The organism is Aeromicrobium chenweiae (assembly GCF_003065605.1).
Classification (GTDB): Bacteria; Actinomycetota; Actinomycetes; order Propionibacteriales; family Nocardioidaceae; genus Aeromicrobium; species Aeromicrobium chenweiae.
Genome location: NZ_CP026952.1, coordinates 686791 through 705277 on the forward strand (window position 1 = coordinate 686791; position 18487 = coordinate 705277).

The window sequence follows — 18487 nt, forward strand, 5'->3', positions numbered from 1 at the left end:
GGTCCGGAACGGGAGCCCCATGCGTACTCAGCTCGACAGCTACTTCAAGATCGGCGAGCGGGGGTCGACGGTCGCTCGTGAGGTCCGCGGCGGTGTCGTGACCTTCCTGACGATGGCGTACATCATCGTCCTGAACCCGTTGATCCTCGGCTTCGTCCAGGACGCCGACGGCCAGTACCTCGGTGGCGGCGCCAACCCGGACCTCCCGAAGATCGCCGCCGCCACCGCGCTCGTCGCGGGTGTGCTGACCATCGTCATGGGCGTGGTCGCGAACTTCCCGCTCGCGATCGCCGCGGGGCTGGGCCTCAACGCGTTCGTCGCGTTCTCCGTCGCGACGCAGATGTCCTGGGCCGACGCGATGGGCCTGGTGGTGCTCGAGGGTCTCGTCATCCTCGTGCTGGTCCTGACCGGCTTCCGCAAGGCCGTCTTCGACGCGGTGCCGCGTGAGCTCAAGACCGCGATCGCGGTCGGCATCGGCCTGTTCATCGCCCTGATCGGTCTCGTGGACGCCGGCTTCGTGCGGACGACCGGCAACGCGTCCCCGCCGATCGGCATGGGCACCGGCGGGACGCTCTCCGGCTGGCCCGTCCTCGTGTTCTGCATCGGCCTGCTCCTGATGATCGCCCTGCACGCGCGCCGCGTCCCCGGCGCCATCCTGCTCGGCATCGTCATCACCACCGTCCTGGCCGTCATCGTCGAGAAGATCGTCGACGCGGGCCCAGGCACGGTCGACGGCAAGCCGAACCCCACCGGCTGGAACCTCAACGTCCCCGCACTTCCTGACTCGATCGTTGACCTGCCCGACTTCGGCCTGCTCGGCGAGTTCAGCCTGTTCGGCTCGATCGAGCGGGTCGGCTTCATCACCGTCGTGCTGCTGGTCTTCAGCCTCCTGCTCGCCGACTTCTTCGACACCATGGGCACCATGACGGCGATCGGCGCCGAGGCCGGGCTCAACGACGAGGAGGGCACCCCCGCGGGCGCCCAGCGCATCCTCGTCGTCGACTCGATCGCCGCCGCCGCCGGTGGTGCAGCAGGCGTCTCGAGCAACACGTCGTACGTCGAGTCCGCCGCCGGTGTCGGCGACGGTGCGCGCACCGGTCTGTCCGCGATCGTGACCGGCGTGCTGTTCCTCCTGGCCACGATCTTCACCCCGCTCGTCGCGCACATCCCGAGCGAGGCCGCGGTGCCCGCGCTGGTGCTCGTCGGCTTCATGATGATGACGCAGGTCGGCGACATCAACTGGCGCGACGAGGAGATCGCGATCCCGGCGTTCCTGACGATCGCCCTCATGCCGTTCACGTACTCGATCACTGCCGGCATCGGCGCGGGATTCATCGCGTTCGTCCTGCTGAAGATCGTCAAGGGCAAGATCGCGCAGGTGCACCTGCTGATGTGGGTCATCGCGGTCCTGTTCGTGATCTACTTCGCGATCAACCCGATCAGCGACTGGGTCGGCTGACCCCGCCGAACCGGGGAGTGCGCGCTCCGGGTGCGATCGGCCGTCGCTAGGTTGGCGTCATGCAGATCGCACTCGGAGACAAGGTCCCTCAGGTCGCGGACAGCGCGTGGGTCGCGCCGACCGCCGTGCTGGCCGGCTCGGTCGTGATCGGTGAGGGCGCGAGCGTCTGGTACGGCGCGGTGCTCCGTGCCGACAACGAGCCCATCACAATCGGCGCGCGCACCAACGTGCAGGACAACGCGGTGTTCCACGTCGACAAGGGCAAGCCCGTCGTCCTCGGCGAGGGCGTCTCGGTCGGCCACGGCGCGGTGATCCACGGGGCGACCGTCGAGGACCACGTCCTGGTCGGGATGGGCGCCACGATCATGAACGGCTCGGTGATCGGTGCGGAGTCGCTCGTCGCCGCGGGTGCGCTGGTGCTCGAGGGCACCGTGGTGCCGCCCCGTTCGCTGGTCGCGGGGGTGCCGGCGAAGGTCCGTCGCGAGCTCAGCGAGGTCGAGATCGACAAGCTGCACCACAACGCGGCGATCTATGAGGAGCACCGCGAGCTCCACCGCGGCGGCACCGTCCTCGACTGAGATCCGCGAGTGGCGCAAGCAGATCCGCGAGTGGCGCAAGCTGAAGGTTTTGGGACGGCGTGTCGTCGACTTCTGCGCCACTCGCGGATCGGGTTGCGCCAGTCGGGGGCTAGAGGTGCTCGACCACGTAGTCGATGCACCGGGTCAGCTGCGTGACGTCCTCGGGCTCGATCGCGGGAAACATCGCGACCCGCAGCTGGTTGCGGCCGAGACCGCGATAGCTGTCGACGTCGACGATGCCGTTCTCGCGCAGCGCGGTCGTCACGTCGTGCTGGTCGACGCCGTCGAGGTCGATCGTGCCGACGACCTGCGAGCGCTCGGCCGGGGCGACGACGAACGGCGAGGCGTACGACGAGGCCTCCGCCCAGGCATAGAGGCGCGATGACGTGTCCGCGGTGCGGTTGACGGCCCAGTCCAGGCCGCCCTTCGTGAGCAGCCACTGCACCTGCTGCTCCATGAGGAACAGCGTCGCGAGCGCGGGGGTGTTGTAGGTCTGGTTCTTGCGCGAGTTCTCGATCGCGACCGGCAGGTCGACGAACCCGGGGATGTGGCGCCCACTGGCCTTGATGCGCTCGGCCCGCTCGATCGCCGCGGGTGACATCAGCGCGATCCAGAGCCCGCCGTCGGAGGCGAAGCCCTTCTGGGGGGCGAAGTAGTACACGTCGGTCTGCGAGACGTCGACGGGGAGCCCGCCGGCGCCGGAGGTCGCGTCGACCAGGACGAGGGCGTCCTCGGCTGCGTCGCACACCCGCTCGATCGGCAGCATCACGCCGGTCGAGGTCTCGTTGTGCGCCCAGGCGTAGACGTCGACGCCGTCGGTCGCGTGGGGGAGGGGGTGCGTCGACGGGTCGCTCTCGAGGATCTCGGGATCCTGCAGGAACGGGGCCCGCGCGACGGCGGTCGCGAACTTGCGCGAGAACTCGCCGTGGACGAGGTGCTGGGATCGCTTCTCCACCAGCCCGAACATCGCGGCGTCGAAGAAGGCGTGCGAGCCGCCGACGCCCAGCACGACCTCGTAGCCGTCGGGGAGGGAGAAGAAGGTGCTGAGCCCCTCGCGCAGGCGACCGACGAGGTCCTTGACGGGGGCCTGGCGGTGCGACGTCCCCATCAGGGACGTGCCGGTCGCGGCGAGGGCCTCGAGCGCCTCGACGCGGACCTTCGACGGTCCGGACCCGAAACGTCCGTCCTTCGGCAACAGCTCGGCGGGGATCTTCACACCCCCAGTGTGTCAGGGGGCGGCCCCGTAGGGTGGGCGGCGTGTGGACATGGGTGGACGGGGCCGAGGACATCGTGGTGGACGGCGGCTTCGCCGTGGGTGACGAGGTCGCGTGGGCGGCGCTGTCGACCGGCTTCGCCGACCTCCTGCCGCAGCTGCCGGACGGGCTCGGCGTCGAGGTGACGAGTGCGGTCGACGACGAGGGCGACGTCGAGGTGGCCGGCACGATCTCCCGAATCGTCATGCTGACCGGACGGCGACGCACGGCCGCGCACGAGATCGGCGGCACGCCCGCCGAGCACGTGCAGGTGCTCGACATGGCCGGATTCCTCGTGCAGCTCGACGAGGACGCGTCGTAACCCTCCCGTCACATATGTCACATTGGGTGGCCGGTGCCCGGCGGGGTTCGTACGATGCCCCCTATGGCATCTGACGGGTCAGCAGTCGACGTCCCCCTCTCCCAAGGACTGGAGCACACCCAGGACGAGTGGGAGAAGGCCACGGCCGCGGTCCTGCGCAAGTCCCGCCGCCTCGCCGACGACGCCCCCGACAGCGACGTGTGGGCCACGCTGGCCACGACCACGCTCGACGACATCGTGGTCACCCCCCTCGGCACGCCTGCGCTCAGTGCGGACCTGCCGGACGGCGGCCTGCCGGGACAGGCGCCCTACACCCGCGGCGCCGTCGCCGCCCGGGACCTGGAGGGCTGGGACGTCCGCGCGTGGTTCACCGACCCGGACGTCGAGCGCACCGCCCGTGACGTCGTCACGGACCTGGAGAACGGCGTCAACTCGCTGTGGATCTCGGCCGGCACCGGCGGCGTGCCGCTCGACGCCCTGCCGCGGATCCTCGAGCCGGTCTTCCTCGACCTCGCCCCGGTCGCCCTCGACGCGCCGTTCGAGCCCGTGGAGGCCGCGCAGGCGCTGGTCGACGTCATCGGCGACAAGGGCGTCGCCCCGGCGCCCGGCACGAGCCTCGGCGCCGACCCGATCGGGGCAGCCTTCCGTCGCCGTGGCGTCGCCGACCTCGCCGTCGCCGTCGAGGTCGCCCGGCTCGCCCAGACCGTCGGTGCCCGCGGCATCACGGTGGACGCGACGGCCGTGCACGACGCGGGCGCCTCGGACGTCCAGGAGCTGGCCTACTCGCTGGGTGCCGGCGTGACGTACCTGCGCCTGCTCGTCGAGGCCGGCCTCGACGTCGACACCGCCGCTGGCCTGATCGACTTCCGCTACGCGGCGACCGACGAGCAGTTCCCGACGATCGCGAAGTTCCGCGCCGCCCGCCGGCTCTGGAACCGGGTCGCCGAGCTCAGCGGCGTCACGTCCGCGGCCGCCGGGCAGGTGCAGCACGGCGTCACGTCCCGGCCGATGATGGCCACGTACGACCCGTACGTGAACATGCTCCGCACGACCGTGGCGTCGTTCGCCGCAGGCGTCGGCGGGGCCGCGTCGGTGACCGTCCTGCCGTTCGACGAGCCGCTGGGCCTGCCCGAGCCGTTCAGCCGTCGCATCGCGCGCAACACCTCGAGCCTGCTGATCAGCGAGTCCCACGTCGCCGCGGTCACCGACCCGGCCGGCGGCTCGCACGCCGTCGAGAAGCTCACCGACGACCTCGCCCGCGCGGCCTGGTCGCTGTTCGGCGAGATCGACGCGACCGACAGCCTCGACGCCGCGCTGACACTGGTGCGCGGCAGGGTCGAGCAGACCGTCTCGGACCGCGCCCTGGCGATCGCCCGGCGTCGCCGTCCGGTGACCGGCGTCTCGGAGTTCCCCAACCTGCACGAGCAGCTGCCCGAGCGCCGCCCGTACGCGGAGCCCCTGGAGGTCCACCGGTACGCCGGCGAGTTCGAGGCACTGCGTGACGAGCGCGTCGAGCAGCCGGTGTTCCTCGCCTCGATGGGCCCCATCGCCGCGCACACCGCCCGCGCGACCTTCGCGGCGAACCTGCTGGCCGCGGGTGGCATCGACACGGTCGTCGCCGGACCGACCGAGGGCCCGGACGACGTGCTCGCCGCCCACGAGCGGGCGGGCAGCCCCTCCGTCGTGTGCCTGGCCGGCAACGACGCGGCGTACGAGCAGTGGGGCGCCGACCTGGTCACCGCCCTGCGCGGAGCGGGTGCCACGTACGTGGTCCTCGCCGGCAAGGCCGACGTGGGCGCCGACACCACCATCGCGATGGGGCTGGACGCACTGGCCTTCCTCCGTTCGATCCGAGAGGAGCTGGGAGCATGAGCATCCCGGAGAGCTTCAGCGACCTGCCGCTCGATCCCGAGCAGCCGTACGAGCCGGACCCCGAGACGTACGCCCGGGCGACCGACGGCGCCGAGCCGTGGGCCTCGCCGGAGGGCATCGAGATCGAGGGGCTGTACACGTCCGCGGACCTCGAGGGCCTCGACGCGCTCGACACGTACCCCGGACTCACCCCGTTCCTGCGCGGTCCCTACCCGGCGATGTACACGACCCAGCCGTGGACGATCCGCCAGTACGCCGGCTTCTCCACCGCCGAGGAGTCCAACGCGTTCTACCGCCGCAACCTGGCCGCCGGCCAGAAGGGCCTGTCGGTCGCGTTCGACCTGGCGACCCACCGCGGCTACGACTCCGACAACCCGCGGGTCGTCGGCGACGTCGGCATGGCCGGTGTCGCGATCGACTCGATCTACGACACCCGCAAGCTGTTCGAGGGCATCCCCCTGGACGAGATGAGCGTGTCGATGACGATGAACGGCGCGGTGCTGCCGGTGCTCGCGCTCTACATCGTCGCCGCGGAGGAGCAGGGCGTCCCGCCCGAGAAGCTCTCCGGGACCATCCAGAACGACATCCTCAAGGAGTTCATGGTCCGCAACACCTACATCTACCCGCCGGCGCCGTCGATGCGGATCATCTCCGACATCTTCGCGTACACCGCGCAGAAGATGCCGCGGTTCAACTCGATCTCGATCTCCGGCTACCACATCCAGGAGGCCGGGGCGACGAACGACCTCGAGCTGGCGTACACGCTGGCCGACGGGGTCGAGTACATCCGGGCGGGCCTCGACGTGGGTCTCGACATCGACGCGTTCGCGCCGCGCCTGAGCTTCTTCTGGGCGATCGGCATGAACTTCTACATGGAGATCGCCAAGATGCGCGCCGCTCGCGCGTTGTGGGCGCAGCTCGTGGCGGACTTCAACCCCAAGAACCCCAAGTCGCTGAGCCTGCGGACCCACAGCCAGACGTCGGGCTGGTCGTTGACCGCCCAGGACGTCTACAACAACGTCGGCCGCACCGCGATCGAGGCGATGGCCGCGACGCAGGGTCACACCCAGTCGCTGCACACCAACGCGCTCGACGAGGCCATTGCGCTGCCGACCGACTTCAGTGCCCGCATCGCCCGCAACACCCAGCTGTTGCTGCAGCAGGAGTCCGGGACCACCGACATCATCGACCCGTGGGGCGGCTCGTACTACGTCGAGCGACTGACGCACGACCTCGCCAACCGTGCCTGGGCCCACATCCAGGAGGTCGAGAAGGCCGGCGGCATGTCGAAGGCCATCGAGGCAGGCATCCCCAAGATGCGCATCGAGGAGGCCGCGGCCCGGACGCAGGCGCGAATCGACTCCGGCCAGCAGGCCGTGATCGGGGTCAACACGTACCGCCTCGCCGACGAGGACCCGCTCGACGTGCTCAAGGTCGACAACAAGGCCGTGTACGCCTCGCAGATCGCCAAGCTCGAGCGGCTGCGCGCCGAGCGGAACCAGGACGACGTCGACGCGGCGCTCGCGGCCCTGACCCGCAGCGCCGAGCGCGGCTCGGCCAGCGACGGCTCGCTCGACGACAACCTGCTGACCCTCGCGGTCAACGCGGCCCGCGCCAAGGCGACGGTCGGGGAGATCTCCGACGCGCTGGAGAAGGTCTACGGGCGCCACCAGGCCGTCATCCGTACGATCTCAGGTGTGTACCGCACCGAGGCCGGCCAGGCGGGGAACGTCGCCCAGGTCATCGAGGCCACCGACGAGTTCGAGAAGGCCGAGGGCCGCCGTCCGCGCATCCTGGTCGCCAAGATGGGCCAGGACGGGCACGACCGCGGCCAGAAGGTCATCGTGACGGCGTTCGCCGACATGGGCTTCGACGTCGACGTGGGCCCGCTGTTCTCCACGCCCGAGGAGGTCGCCCAGCAGGCGATCGACGCCGACGTGCACATCGTCGGCGTGTCCTCGCTCGCGGCGGGCCACCTCACCCTGCTGCCGGCGCTCAAGCAGTCCCTGGCCGAGCTCGGTCGTCCCGACATCATGGTCGTCATCGGTGGTGTCATCCCGCCCGACGACGTCCAGACGCTCAAGGACATGGGTGCGGCCGCGGTGTTCCTGCCGGGCACGGTCATCGCTGACTCGGCGCTCGACCTGCTCGACAAGCTCCGCACGGCGCTGCAGCCGTGACCGGACCGCGCTGATGGTGGACGTCTCCGAGCTCGCCGACGACATCCGCGTCGGCAAGCGGGCGGCGATCTCGCGCGCCATCACGCTGGTCGAGTCCAGCCGCGGCGACCACCGCGGCGAGGCGCGTGAGCTCCTGGGGCTGCTCACCGAGCCTGTCCACGGCAGCGGCGGATCCGGTGCGATCCACGTGGGCATCTCCGGCGTGCCCGGTGTCGGCAAGTCGACCTTCATCGAGGCGCTCGGCACCCACCTGATCGACGAGGGGCACCGCGTCGGCGTGCTGGCGGTCGACCCGTCCAGCGTCCGCACCGGCGGCTCGGTCCTGGGCGACAAGACCCGCATGGCCCGGCTCTCGGTCAGCCCCGACGCGTTCATCCGCCCGTCGCCCAGCGCCGGCACCCTCGGCGGTGTCGCACGGGCCACCAGCCAGGCGATGACCGTGCTGGAGGCCGCCGGCTTCGACGTGATCCTCGTCGAGACGGTCGGGGTGGGCCAGTCGGAGATCACGGTGGCCGGCATGGTCGACACGTTCTTGTTCCTCACGATCGCGCGTACCGGCGACCAGCTGCAGGGCATCAAGAAGGGCATCCTCGAGATCGCCGACGTCGTCGCGGTCAACAAGGCCGACGGGGACCGCGCGCAGGAGGCGGAGGCCACGTCGAAGGAGCTCGCCGGGGCGCTGCGGCTCGTGTACGCCGGCGGGACCGGCTGGGTCCCACCGGTGCTGAGCTGCTCGGCCCTCGAGGGGACCGGCATCGACACGGTCTGGAGCCGGATCATCCGTCACCGCGAGTTCCTGGGCACCCGTGGCCTGCGGGAGAAGCGCGCGCAGCAGCAGCTCGACTTCACCTGGGCGCTCGTGCGCGACGAGCTGGACCAGCGCCTGCGCACGGATCCGGCCGTCGCCGCCGTCCGTGAGGAGATCCGCGAGGCCGTCCTCTCGGGCGAGATGCCGGCCGCCACGGCCGCCGACCGCATCCTCGAGGCCTACGACTCCTGACCCCGCCCCGCCCTGACCCGCGACTGGCGCAAGGTGAAGGAAGTGGGACGGCGTGTCGTGCAGAACTGCGCCACTCGCGGTCCGGACTGCGCCACTCGCGTGTGCGTCGCGGTGTGGCACGATCGGCGCGTGAAGCGATCAGTGACAGCCCACCTGGAGCTCTACCTGCACGGGGAGGCCGACCTGATCTTCTCGATCGCGGTCGCGGAGGGCAGTGACTGTCAGGAGACCCTCGAGATCACCTCGGGCGGGACCCCGCTGCAGGCGCACGTGGTGGCCGGACGCCACGGCACCCGACTGCACCGGCTGACCGGCCGGCCCGGGCCGATGGTCATCGACTACTCGGCCGACGTCCTGGGCCAGGCCGCCCCGGCGCCGGTCGAGGAGCTCGACATCATCGAGTACCGCCGGCCGAGCCGCTACTGCGAGTCCGACACGCTGTTCGCCACTGCCCGCTCGGAGTTCGCGGGGCTCCAGGGCAAGGACCTGCTCGACGCGGTCAGCTCGTGGGTCGGCGACCGCCTGACGTACGTGCCGGGCGCCAGCCAGCCGACCGACGGGGCCGTGGCGACGATGCTCGCGCGCCGCGGGGTCTGTCGGGACTATGCGCACCTGGTGGTGGCGCTGCTGCGTGCCCTGGACGTCCCCACACGTCTCGCCTCGGTCTACGCGCCGGGCCTGTTCCCGATGGACTTCCACGCGGTCGCCGAGGCGTACGTCGAGGGCAGCTGGCACGTCGTCGACGCGACCGCGCTGGCGCCGCGCAGCTCGCTCGTGCGCATCGCCACCGGCCAGGACGCCTCCGAGACGGCCTTCCTGAGCCAGCACGGTGCGGCCGTCGACCTGCGCTGGATGGCGATCAGCGCGGTCGTCGACGAGCTGCCCCGCGACGACCTGTCCCAGCTGGTCCCGCTGCGCTGATCAGGCGTGGGCGCGGCGGGCCGAGGCGGTCGCCTCGCTCAGCTCGTCCGCGGTCATGCGCGGACCGTAGCCAGGCGTGCCGGGCTGGATGCGCCATCCCTCGGAGAGCGGACCGAGGTCGACGACGTCGAAGCCGATCTCGTCGATGAAGGCGCTCACCGCGGCCTTGGCGCCCGCGTCGTCGCCCGCGACGATCAGGGCGCGGCGCCCCGGGGTCCCGGCCGGCGCCGCCTGTTCCGTGATGTCCGCGGCCGCGATGTGGTTGAACGCCTTGACGACGTGCGCACCCGGGAGCCGGTCCTGGAGCATCTCCGAGCTCGTGGTCGACTCGTCGTCCAGGGCGGCGACCTGGCCGTCGCGCTGCGGGTAGTAGTTGTTCGTGTCGATGACGGTCTTGCCCGCCAGCGGCTCGGCCGGAACGCTGTCGATCGCCTTGAACGGGATCGTGACGACGACGATGTCGCCTGCGGCGGCGGCCTCGGCCGGGGTCGCGGCGCGCGCGTGGGGACCGAGCTCGTCGACGAGCTCGGTCAAGGTCTCGGGTCCGCGCGAGTTGCTGAGCACGACGTCATGGCCGTGCGCGGTGGCGGAGCGAGCGATCTGGCTGCCGATGAGTCCGGCGCCGATGAGTCCGATGGTGGTCATGTGGGTGGAACGTCCCCGTGCCCCGGCGCATTCCGACGCGGCGCCGCGGGCCCCACCGGAAGGACTAGGACGACGTAGTTCCAAATAACTATGGCGACGCGAATGTCAAGACTGCACTTTGGTGCTGGGGTTCGTTACGTTCGTCCAGAGACATGGGGCGCGCAAGCGTCGCGGGGTCGGCCGTCTCGGGGGGACGGCCGGCCCCTCGCCATGTCGTGGGCTCCTCGCGCGACACCTGGGACCCCGCCGCGGTTGTGTACGCTTGGCCGGGAATCTACGTGGGGGTCGAGTGGTAGCGGGCAGAAGGCTCAAGAGCACAGTTCGCCGGTTGAACCGGTCCGCCGGAGAGCTCCAGCCCCTTCTGGACTCCCGCCTCTTCGACCCGTGGTACTACGCGCTCCAGACGGGCCGGACGGTGACGCCGGACGAGGCGGCCCGGCACTACGTCGACGTGGGTGCGGCCGAGGGCCTGCTGCCCAATCCCCTGACCGACGTCGACGCGACGTGTCTCGGCCCCGACGAGGTCGTCGCGGCGCTGCTCGACGGGTCGGCGCGGCTGTTCCCGATCCGGCCGATGCTCGACGACGTCGCGCTCGCCGCGGAGTCGACGGCCGTGACCGATCACCCGGGCGGCCCCGTCGGCTGCTACCTCGAGCTCGCCCACGCCGGAGCGCCGGTCCCACAGCTCGGCACGCTCGGCTGGAACCGGTTCGTCAAGCTCCGTCAGCGCCAGGCCTCGGTGCTCGCCAGGACCGTGCGTTCGGGACTGTTCGATCGCGACTACTACGAGCTGCAGGCGGGCCGCCCGTTCGGGGGTGACACCGCGGCGATCTGGCACTTCCTCGAGGAGGGGGAGTCGGCCGGCCTCAGCCCCAACCCGCTGTACGAGCGGCTCTGGTCGCGCAGCGAGGTGAAGGGTCAGGCCCCGCTCGCGTTCTCGCACTTCCTGCGCACCGGCCAGGTCCGGGGAGCCGCCGGCCCGCACTTCGACGGCGCCACCCACCTCGAGCAGCACCCCGAGGCGGCCGACCACCCCGGGGGACCCCTGGGCCACTGGCTCGAGCACGCGGACGACTCGACCCTCACGGTTCCCCATCCCACGTCCGGTGTCGAGCCGGTCGAGCTCGGCACCCTGCGGGCCACCATGTACCGCGTCGCAGGCGAGCTGGGCGCCCAGGAGCAGCTGCTGCGTCGCCCGCCGACGACGGTGGCGCACTGGTGGTTGAACACCGTGGTCCCGCCGGCGGGCGATCCCGACGCCACGGTCGTCATCGTCAGTGACGGACGCGAGTGGGGCGACGCGACGCCGGCGAACCTCGACCGCGTCCTGAACCAGCAGCACGAGCGGTGGACCTTGCGGGTGGCGGTCGACGCCGGACGCCCGGTGCCGGCCTCGTTGGCCGAGCTCCGCGACCTCGGTCGGGTCGTGCTCGTCGAGACCTCGGCGACCTCGTGGGCCGAGCGGGTCCACGCTGTGCTGGCGAGTGCGGACGAGGCCTGGGCCTGCTTCTGGCAGCCGCAGGAGGTCTGGTCGCCCCACTTCCTCAGCGGCCTGCTCTCCGGGGTCGGTGACGGCATCGGGGCGCATGCGGCGACGGTGGACCGCAGGGCGGGCAGGGGACGTCAGGCCCTCTGGCGTGCGGCCCTGCCCCCGGCCGGCACCCTGTTGTGGGACGCGCCCCGCGGACTGTCCGGCATGCTCTTCCCGACCGACCAGCTGCGCAAGGACGGCGGCGTGTTCCGCCCCGAGGCCGAGGACCAGTACGGCTGGGACCACCTGCTGCGCCACGAGGTGCCGAGCCGCTTCGTGCCGTTCGTCGCCGTGCGGGGGACCGATCTCGGCGCGCTGCCGCTCGAGCCGGGTCTGCAGAGCACGCACGAGCACGTGATCCGCGCCGAGCACATCCTCGACTGGCCGCTGGTCGAGCAGCAGGTCGCGGATCGCGTGGCGGGGCGGGTGTCGGTGCTGATCCCCGCGTTCCGCGACCGGGTGCTCGTCCGCTCCGCCGTCGACCACGTCCTGGCCCACTCGCCCTCCGACGTCGAGGTCGTGGTGGTCGACAACGGATCGGACCGCGAGCTCACGTCGGTGTTCGCGAGCACCTTCGCCGGCGACTCCCGCGTCCGGATCCGTCGGCTGCCGCGCAACACCAACTTCGGCACGGCCTCCAACTGCGCGTTCGCCCAGTCGACCGGTGAGATCGTGGTGTTCCTCAACAACGACACGGAGGCGCAGCCCGGCTGGCTGACGCCGCTCGTCGAGGCGCTGGACTCACCCGACGTGCTGGGCGTCCAGCCGTTGCTGCTGTACGGGGACGGCAGCGTGCAGTCGGCCGGGACGGTGTTCAACGGCCCCCACAGCATCCCCGGGCACCTCCTGGCCTCGCACCCCGTCGAGGACGTGAGCTCGCAGATCGACCTGCGCTTCCGCGCCGTCACCGCCGCGTGCATGGCGGTGCGCGCCGACGTGCTCGCTCCCACGCACGGCTTCGACCCGGTCTTCGCCAACGGCATGGAGGACATCGACCTGTGCCTGCGACTCGCCGACGCGCGCGGCGGGACCTTCCTGACCGTCCCCGAGTCGCGGGTGATCCACCTCGAGAGCAAGTCGCCGGGACGCTTCGCGAAGGTCGAGTCGAACCGGCTGCGGCTCCTCACCCGGTGGCAGGGTCGCCTGCCCGCTCCCGACACGTCGCAGTGGGAGCAGGCGGGGTTCGAGGTGCTCCGGGTGGCCGCGGGCCGCGGTCTGCCCCAGAGCCATCGCCGCACCTCGGTCACCCTGGTGCTGCGACGTCCGCCCGCCGTCGTCGGGTCGGGGCCCGCTGCGGGGCTGCCGAGCCTGCGCTGGGCGATCAAGAACCCCGCCCCGCGAAGCGCGCGGGGCAACCTGTGGGGTGACACCTTCTTCGCCGCCGACCTCGCTGCGGCCCTGCGCCACTGGGGACAGGAGGTCGTCGTCGACCGCCGCGAGGCCTTCCAGCGCCCCGGCACGGATGATCTCGACGACGTGACCCTGGCGCTGCGCGGCCGGGTCCCGGCGCCCCCGCAGCCGGGGGCGACCAACGTGACCTGGGTGATCAGCCACCCCGATGACGTGACGGCGGACGAGCTCAGGCAGGGCTACGACCTGGTCTACGCTGCCGGCGCCCCGTGGGCGCAGCAGATGACTGAGGCGTCGGGAGTCCTCGTCCGGCCGCTGCTGCAGGCGACGAATCCCTCCCGGTTCTCGCCCAGCGTGGGCGAGGCGGGCGGCGGCGGGGCGCTCTTTGTGGGCAACACGCGGGGGACGATGCGACAGATCGTGCAGGACGCGCTCGACGCCGACCTCCACCTGCGGCTGTATGGCCTGGGCTGGAGCAAGTTCATGGACGAGTCCATGGTGGCCGCGCCGTTCGTCGACAATGCCGTCCTCGCCCGCACCTACCGGTCGGCCGACGTGGTCCTCAATGACCACTGGGAGGACATGGGACGCCAGGGATTCTTCTCCAACCGGCTGTTCGACGCCGCTGCCGCCGGCGCCCGGGTGGTCTCCGACCGGGTGCCCGGGATGGCGGAGGTCTTCGGGATCTCGGTGCAGCCCTACGACTCGCTCGACGAGCTCCGGGCGTTGGCGAGCCCCGACCTGCACCGCTGGCCGAGCCAGGAGGAGCTCGACGCGAACGCCGCCGTGATCGCCTCGCGGCACTCGTTCGTGGAGCGGGCCCGGGTCCTGCTGGCCGACGTGCTCGACGTCCGCGGCGTGCCGCACGGCCTGCACGACCTCGGCGCGTAGCGACCCCGACGCGAACGCGCCCCGCTCGAGCGATCGAGCGGGGCGCGTCGGTGTCGTGCGTCGGTGCCGTGCGTCAGGCGGTGGCCCAGTCCGGGTTCCAGCCCTCGACCTCGTCGGCGCCGCGGGAGGCGGGACCGGTGTAGATCGCGGACGGACGGATCAGGCGTCCGGTGCGCTTCTGCTCCAGGATGTGGGCGCTCCACCCGGCGGTGCGGGCCGACGTGAACATCGCGGTGAACATGTGCGGGGGGATCTGCGCGTAGTCGAGGATGATCGCGGCCCAGAACTCGACGTTCGTCTCCAGCACGCGATCGGGGCGACGCTCCTTGAGCTCCTTGAGCGCGGCCTCCTCCAGGGCGATCGCGACCTCGGCGCGGGGAGCGTTGAGCTCCTTGGCCGTCCGGCGCAGGGTGCGCGCCCGGGGGTCCTGCGCCCGGTAGACGCGGTGGCCGAAGCCCATGAGGCGCTCGCCGGCGTCCAGCTGCTGCTTGACGAACTTCTCGGCGTCGCCGGACCGCTCGACCTCCTCGATCATGGTCAGCACGCGGGCCGGGGCGCCGCCGTGCAGGGGGCCCGACATCGCACCGACCGCGCCGGAGAGGGCTGCGGCCGCGTCGGCGCCCGTGGAGGCGATGACCCGTGCGGTGAACGTCGAGGCGTTCATGCCGTGCTCGGCCGCCGAGACCCAGTACGCGTCGATGGCCTTGACGTGGTCGGGGTTGACCTCGCCGCGCCAGCGCGTCAGGAAGCGCTCGGTGATGGTCGTGCACTTGTCGATCTCGGACTGCGGCACCATCGGCTGGCCGACGCCGCGGGCGGCCTGGGCGACGTACGACAGGACCATGACGGCGGCGCGGGCGAGGTCGTCGCGCGCCTGGACGTCGTCGATGTCGTACAGCTGCTTCATGCCCCACGCGGGGGCGGTGAGCGCGATGGCGCTCTGCACGTCGGCGCGGATGTCGCCGGAGTGCACGGGGATCGGGAACGGCTCCGCCGGCGGCAGACCGGGCTCGTACGCCCCGTCGACCAGCAGCCCCCAGATCTTCTCGAAGGGAACGCGACCGACGAGGTCGTCGATGTCGACGCCCCGATAGCGAAGCGCGGACCCTTCCTTGTCAGGTTCGGCGATCTCACTCTCGAACGCGATGACGCCTTCGAGTCCGTGGTGCACTTCAGTCATACGCTGCATTCTGCACTGCGCGGCTACGTTGGTCACATGGAGACCCCAGACCTCGCCCGGATGCGTGAGGAATACGCCCGCACCGGGCTCGACGAGAGCGCCGCGGGGGACGACCCGATGGTCCTCTTCGGGCGTTGGCTGGACGATGCGCTGGTGGCGCAGCTGCACGAGCCCAACGCGATGGCGCTGGCCACCGCGACGCCGGACGGCCGCCCGTCGGTGCGCATCGTCCTGCTCAAGGGCCTCGACCGGCAGGGTCTCACGTTCTTCACCGGCTACGAGTCGCGCAAGGGCTTCGAGCTCGCCGAGAACCCACGGGCCGCCGCGACGATGCTGTGGCACCCCCTGCAGCGGCAGGTGCGGGTCGAGGGCACGGTGACGTTGCTGGACGACGCGGAGTCCGACGCGTACTTCGCCTCGCGGCCGCGTGGCTCGCAGATCGGGGCGGTCGCCTCGCCGCAGTCGCGGCCCATCGCCGGCCGGGACGTGCTGGACGAGCGGGTCGCCGAGGTGGAGCGCAGGTTCGCGGGCCGCGACGTGGAGCGGCCGTCGGTCTGGGGCGGCTACCGGGTCGCGATCGAGTCGATCGAGTTCTGGCAGGGCCGGCTCGACCGCCTGCACGACCGGATCCGGTTCACCGAGGTCCCCGGCGGCTGGGTCCGCGAGCGGCTCGCCCCCTAGCCCCCACCCAGATTTGCGGACTCCTGCACCCTTTTCCGGCCCGCAAAGCGTGCAGGACCCCGCAAATCTGGGTTGGGGGGGTGGGTGGGGTCAGGTGAGGTCGCGGTAGTGCTCGAGCAGGCGGCTCATGACGGCCAGCGCGTCCTGCATCTCGGTGATGTGCTGGGGGTCCAGGACCCGGAGCATCTGCTTGATCTGGGTGCTGGAGATCCCGTCGGTGCGGGAGAGGTAGACGACCTCGCACAGCTCCTTGAGCTCGTCGAACTTGCCGCGCCAGTCGTCGCCGATCGCGAACACGTCGACGTCGTGCTCCTTGATGTCGGAGACCTTCTGCTCCCACGACGTCTCGGGGATCACCAGGTCGACGCCCTTGATGCTCTCGATGATCCGGGCGCGGTCCTCGTACGAGACGACGGACGTCTTGCCCTTGCCGGCGTTGAACTCGTCGGTCGACACCCCGATGATGAGGCGGTCGCCGAGCTCGGCGAGCCGGTTGATCAGGTTGAGGTGACCGATGTGGAACAGGTCGAACGTCCCGTAGGTCAGCACCGTAGTCATGGGACGAGCGTACTCACGTCGCGGCGCACGCCCGGGCTCGTGTCCGGGCGATGTTCACCGGCCGGACACCTCCGGGCCGGATCGGGTACGCATCGCGCTCGCACGCTCGGAGCATGACGGGAATCGCTCTGACGCTCGGGCTGGGGTTCTGCCTCGCCTTCGCCGAGTCGGGACTGGGGCTCGGGATGCTCCTGCCCGGCGAGACCGCCGTGGTCGTGCTGGCCGCGGCCGTCGGCACACCGACGGGAACGCTCCTGCTGGGACTGGCCGTGATGCTGGGCGCGAGCCTCGGCGACCACGTCGGGTACCTCCTGGGCAGGCGCTACGGGGACGCTCTGCGGGAGACCCGTGCGGTGCGACGCCTCGGACGGCAGCACCTCGACCGGGCGACGGACCTCCTGCAGCGGCGTGGGGGCACGGCCATCCTCCTGACCCGGCTCGTGCCCGTGGTCCGCACCCTCACGCCGGCGGCCGCGGGCGTCTCGGGGCTGGAGTACCGCCGGTTCGCGGTCGCCTCGTTGGCGGGGTCGGCGCTGTGGTCGGCGGCCTACGTGGGCGGCGGGACCGTCGTCGGCGGCCTGGTCGCGGCGGCCGGTGACGCGTTCGGCCGCGCCGCGTGGCTGCTGCTCGTGCTGGTGGGCATCGGGGTGCTGCCGGTGCTGGTGGTCCGCGCGGTGGTCGGGGTGCGTCCGGAGCGGGCCGCGCCGGACACCGCGTCGCTCGAGCTGGCGACCGGCGTCATGGCAGGGCTGGCCGTGGACGGTCAGGACGCCGTGCGCGTGATGCGGTAGCGGACGAACGAGGGGACGGCGAGGGACGCCACGACGACACCGACCACGACCAGGACCCCGCCACCCGCCGCAGCGGCTGCCGTCCCGACCGCGGCGGCCGACGCGCCGTGGAGGGTGTCGGCGATGCGGGGACCTCCGGCCACCACGACGATGAACACGCCCTGGAGCCGTCCGCGCATCGCATCGTCCGCGGCGGACTGCAGCATGGCGGAGCGGAACGCTGCCGACGCCATGTCCGCCGCGCCCCCGACGACGAGCATGACCAGCGCGACGACCAGCATCGGCGTCATCCAGTGGTCGGCGAGCGCGACCGCGACGCCGAAGCCGGCCATCGCGACGCCCCAGATCCCGATGCACACGACCACGGCGAGGCCCTGCCGCTCGATGCGCGACACCCAGCCGCTGAAGACGCCGCCGATCACGGACCCGGCGGGGATCGCGGCGAAGAGCAGCGCGAACACGATGCCGCCGTTGTCGGGGCCGTCGAACGACAGGTGCGCGATCTCGGGGAACAGCGCCCGCGGCATCCCGAAGACCATCGCGATCAGGTCGACGACGAACGACATCAGCAGCACGGGCTGGGTGCGCAGGTAGACGAAGCCGTCGATCACCGCACGGATGCCCGGCGCGCCCGCCACCGCGTCCAGCACCGTGAGGCTCGGCAGCCGCAGCACGGCGCCCAGCGTCGCGAAGAGCGTGAAGGTGTCGATCAGGTACATCCACTCGAACCCGATGATCGGGATGAGGATGCCCGCGACCAGCGGGCCGGCGATGGCACCGGCCATCGTGACGGTCATGCTGAGCGAGTTCGCGGCAGGCAGGAGCTCGGGCTCGATCAGCCGGGGGATGACCGCGCTGCGGGTCGGCTGGTTCACCGCGAAGAACGCCTGCTGCACCGAGAAGAGGCACAGCAGCAACCACACGTTCTCGTTGCCGGCAGCGGCCTGCGCCCAGAACAGCGCGCTGGTCACGATCAGGCCGACCGTCGTGACGACCAGGATCGTGCGGCGGTCGAAGACGTCGGCGAGCGCCCCGCCGTACAGCCCGAAGATCACCAGCGGGACCAGGCCGAACACGCCGGCCAGCCCGACGTAGAACGACTCGCCCGTGTCGGCGTACAGCTGGGCGGGCACGGCCACGACGGTCAGCTGCGCACCGATGACGGTGATGATGTTGGCCACCCACAGGCGCCGGAAGTGGTGGTTGCGCAGGGGGCGGGTGTCCGCGAAGAGGTGGGAGATCGACCGCGGCACGTCAGAGAACGTTACGCGCACC

The 18487-nt window shown here is 71.4% G+C and carries 15 protein-coding genes; 10 read left to right on the forward strand and 5 right to left on the reverse strand.

Features of this window, described 5'->3' with window-relative positions; genetic code table 11:
• The first annotated feature begins 19 nt into the window (after nucleotides 1-19).
• Both C3E78_RS03405 and C3E78_RS03410 read left to right on the forward strand, forming a co-directional pair.
• Complete coding sequence (locus tag C3E78_RS03405; protein ID WP_108576988.1) at nucleotides 20-1459, forward strand: NCS2 family permease; 1440 nt, start codon at nucleotides 20-22, stop codon at nucleotides 1457-1459.
• 59 nt (nucleotides 1460-1518) lie between these two features.
• Entirely contained in the window at nucleotides 1519-2037 is a 519-nt protein-coding gene (locus C3E78_RS03410; RefSeq protein WP_108576989.1) for a gamma carbonic anhydrase family protein, read from the forward strand.
• Between the two features lie 109 nt (nucleotides 2038-2146).
• On the opposite strand, the gene serC is transcribed toward C3E78_RS03410, so the two are convergent.
• Nucleotides 2147-3253, reverse strand: a complete 1107-nt coding sequence (serC, locus tag C3E78_RS03415; RefSeq protein ID WP_108576990.1) for a phosphoserine transaminase — start codon at nucleotides 3251-3253, stop codon at nucleotides 2147-2149.
• 41 nt (nucleotides 3254-3294) lie between these two features.
• Between serC and C3E78_RS03420 the strand changes: the two genes are divergently transcribed.
• The 5 genes from C3E78_RS03420 (at nucleotide 3295) to C3E78_RS03440 (ending at nucleotide 9585) form a co-directional block, all read left to right on the forward strand.
• Nucleotides 3295-3612 (forward strand): hypothetical protein, encoded by a 318-nt coding sequence (locus tag C3E78_RS03420; RefSeq protein WP_135804965.1) that lies wholly within the window; start codon nucleotides 3295-3297, stop codon nucleotides 3610-3612.
• Nucleotides 3613-3675: 63 nt separating this feature from the next.
• On the forward strand, nucleotides 3676-5484 hold the full coding sequence (locus C3E78_RS03425; protein WP_108576992.1) for a methylmalonyl-CoA mutase subunit beta: 1809 nt from the start codon (nucleotides 3676-3678) through the stop codon (nucleotides 5482-5484).
• On the forward strand, nucleotides 5481-7664 hold the full coding sequence (gene scpA / locus C3E78_RS03430) for a methylmalonyl-CoA mutase (protein WP_108576993.1): 2184 nt from the start codon (nucleotides 5481-5483) through the stop codon (nucleotides 7662-7664). The genes C3E78_RS03425 and scpA overlap by 4 nt, the downstream gene beginning before the upstream one ends.
• 13 nt (nucleotides 7665-7677) lie before the next feature.
• The gene (gene meaB, locus C3E78_RS03435; protein ID WP_108576994.1) at nucleotides 7678-8664 is read left to right on the forward strand and encodes a methylmalonyl Co-A mutase-associated GTPase MeaB; all 987 of its coding nucleotides are present in this window, start codon (nucleotides 7678-7680) and stop codon (nucleotides 8662-8664) included.
• Nucleotides 8665-8793: 129 nt separating this feature from the next.
• Nucleotides 8794-9585 (forward strand): transglutaminase-like domain-containing protein, encoded by a 792-nt coding sequence (locus tag C3E78_RS03440; RefSeq protein WP_108576995.1) that lies wholly within the window; start codon nucleotides 8794-8796, stop codon nucleotides 9583-9585.
• On the opposite strand, the gene C3E78_RS03445 is transcribed toward C3E78_RS03440, so the two are convergent.
• On the reverse strand, nucleotides 9586-10314 hold the full coding sequence (locus C3E78_RS03445) for an NADPH-dependent F420 reductase (RefSeq protein ID WP_268916179.1): 729 nt from the start codon (nucleotides 10312-10314) through the stop codon (nucleotides 9586-9588).
• Nucleotides 10315-10558: 244 nt separating this feature from the next.
• Between C3E78_RS03445 and C3E78_RS03450 the strand changes: the two genes are divergently transcribed.
• Nucleotides 10559-14002: a glycosyltransferase gene (locus tag C3E78_RS03450; protein WP_108576997.1), complete on the forward strand. Its 3444-nt coding sequence runs from the start codon at nucleotides 10559-10561 to the stop codon at nucleotides 14000-14002.
• A gap of 73 nt (nucleotides 14003-14075) precedes the next feature.
• Here C3E78_RS03450 and C3E78_RS03455 read toward each other — a convergent pair whose 3' ends face one another.
• The gene (locus C3E78_RS03455) at nucleotides 14076-15182 is read right to left on the reverse strand and encodes a citrate synthase 2 (RefSeq protein ID WP_108576998.1); all 1107 of its coding nucleotides are present in this window, start codon (nucleotides 15180-15182) and stop codon (nucleotides 14076-14078) included.
• A 36-nt stretch (nucleotides 15183-15218) separates the two neighbouring features.
• Here C3E78_RS03455 and pdxH point away from each other — a divergent pair, with 36 nt between their 5' ends.
• Nucleotides 15219-15863, forward strand: coding sequence for a pyridoxamine 5'-phosphate oxidase (gene pdxH / locus C3E78_RS03460; RefSeq protein ID WP_108576999.1), 645 nt, complete (start codon nucleotides 15219-15221; stop codon nucleotides 15861-15863).
• A gap of 90 nt (nucleotides 15864-15953) precedes the next feature.
• Here the strand turns inward: pdxH and tagD are convergent, their stop codons facing one another.
• The gene (gene tagD, locus C3E78_RS03465) at nucleotides 15954-16421 is read right to left on the reverse strand and encodes a glycerol-3-phosphate cytidylyltransferase (protein WP_108577000.1); all 468 of its coding nucleotides are present in this window, start codon (nucleotides 16419-16421) and stop codon (nucleotides 15954-15956) included.
• Nucleotides 16422-16534: 113 nt separating this feature from the next.
• Between tagD and C3E78_RS03470 the strand changes: the two genes are divergently transcribed.
• Nucleotides 16535-17212, forward strand: a complete 678-nt coding sequence (locus C3E78_RS03470; RefSeq protein WP_159085797.1) for a DedA family protein — start codon at nucleotides 16535-16537, stop codon at nucleotides 17210-17212.
• Here C3E78_RS03470 and C3E78_RS03475 read toward each other — a convergent pair.
• Nucleotides 17185-18465, reverse strand: coding sequence for an MFS transporter (locus tag C3E78_RS03475; protein WP_199906922.1), 1281 nt, complete (start codon nucleotides 18463-18465; stop codon nucleotides 17185-17187). The two genes, C3E78_RS03470 and C3E78_RS03475, sit on opposite strands and share 28 nt — an antisense overlap.
• Nucleotides 18466-18487: the final 22 nt, after the last annotated feature.

What these genes read in the sequence shown, in the direction of transcription:
- tagD (WP_108577000.1), bottom strand. Translation starts at nt 16,421, where the DNA reads ATGACTACGGTGCTGACCTACGGGACGTTCGACCTGTTCCACATCGGT.
- C3E78_RS03455 (WP_108576998.1), bottom strand. Translation starts at nt 15,182, where the DNA reads ATGACTGAAGTGCACCACGGACTCGAAGGCGTCATCGCGTTCGAGAGT.
- pdxH (WP_108576999.1), top strand. Translation starts at nt 15,219, where the DNA reads ATGGAGACCCCAGACCTCGCCCGGATGCGTGAGGAATACGCCCGCACC.
- C3E78_RS03410 (WP_108576989.1), top strand. Translation starts at nt 1,519, where the DNA reads ATGCAGATCGCACTCGGAGACAAGGTCCCTCAGGTCGCGGACAGCGCG.
- C3E78_RS03470 (WP_159085797.1), top strand. Translation starts at nt 16,535, where the DNA reads ATGACGGGAATCGCTCTGACGCTCGGGCTGGGGTTCTGCCTCGCCTTC.
- meaB (WP_108576994.1), top strand. Translation starts at nt 7,678, where the DNA reads ATGGTGGACGTCTCCGAGCTCGCCGACGACATCCGCGTCGGCAAGCGG.
- scpA (WP_108576993.1), top strand. Translation starts at nt 5,481, where the DNA reads ATGAGCATCCCGGAGAGCTTCAGCGACCTGCCGCTCGATCCCGAGCAG.
- C3E78_RS03405 (WP_108576988.1), top strand. Translation starts at nt 20, where the DNA reads ATGCGTACTCAGCTCGACAGCTACTTCAAGATCGGCGAGCGGGGGTCG.
- C3E78_RS03425 (WP_108576992.1), top strand. Translation starts at nt 3,676, where the DNA reads ATGGCATCTGACGGGTCAGCAGTCGACGTCCCCCTCTCCCAAGGACTG.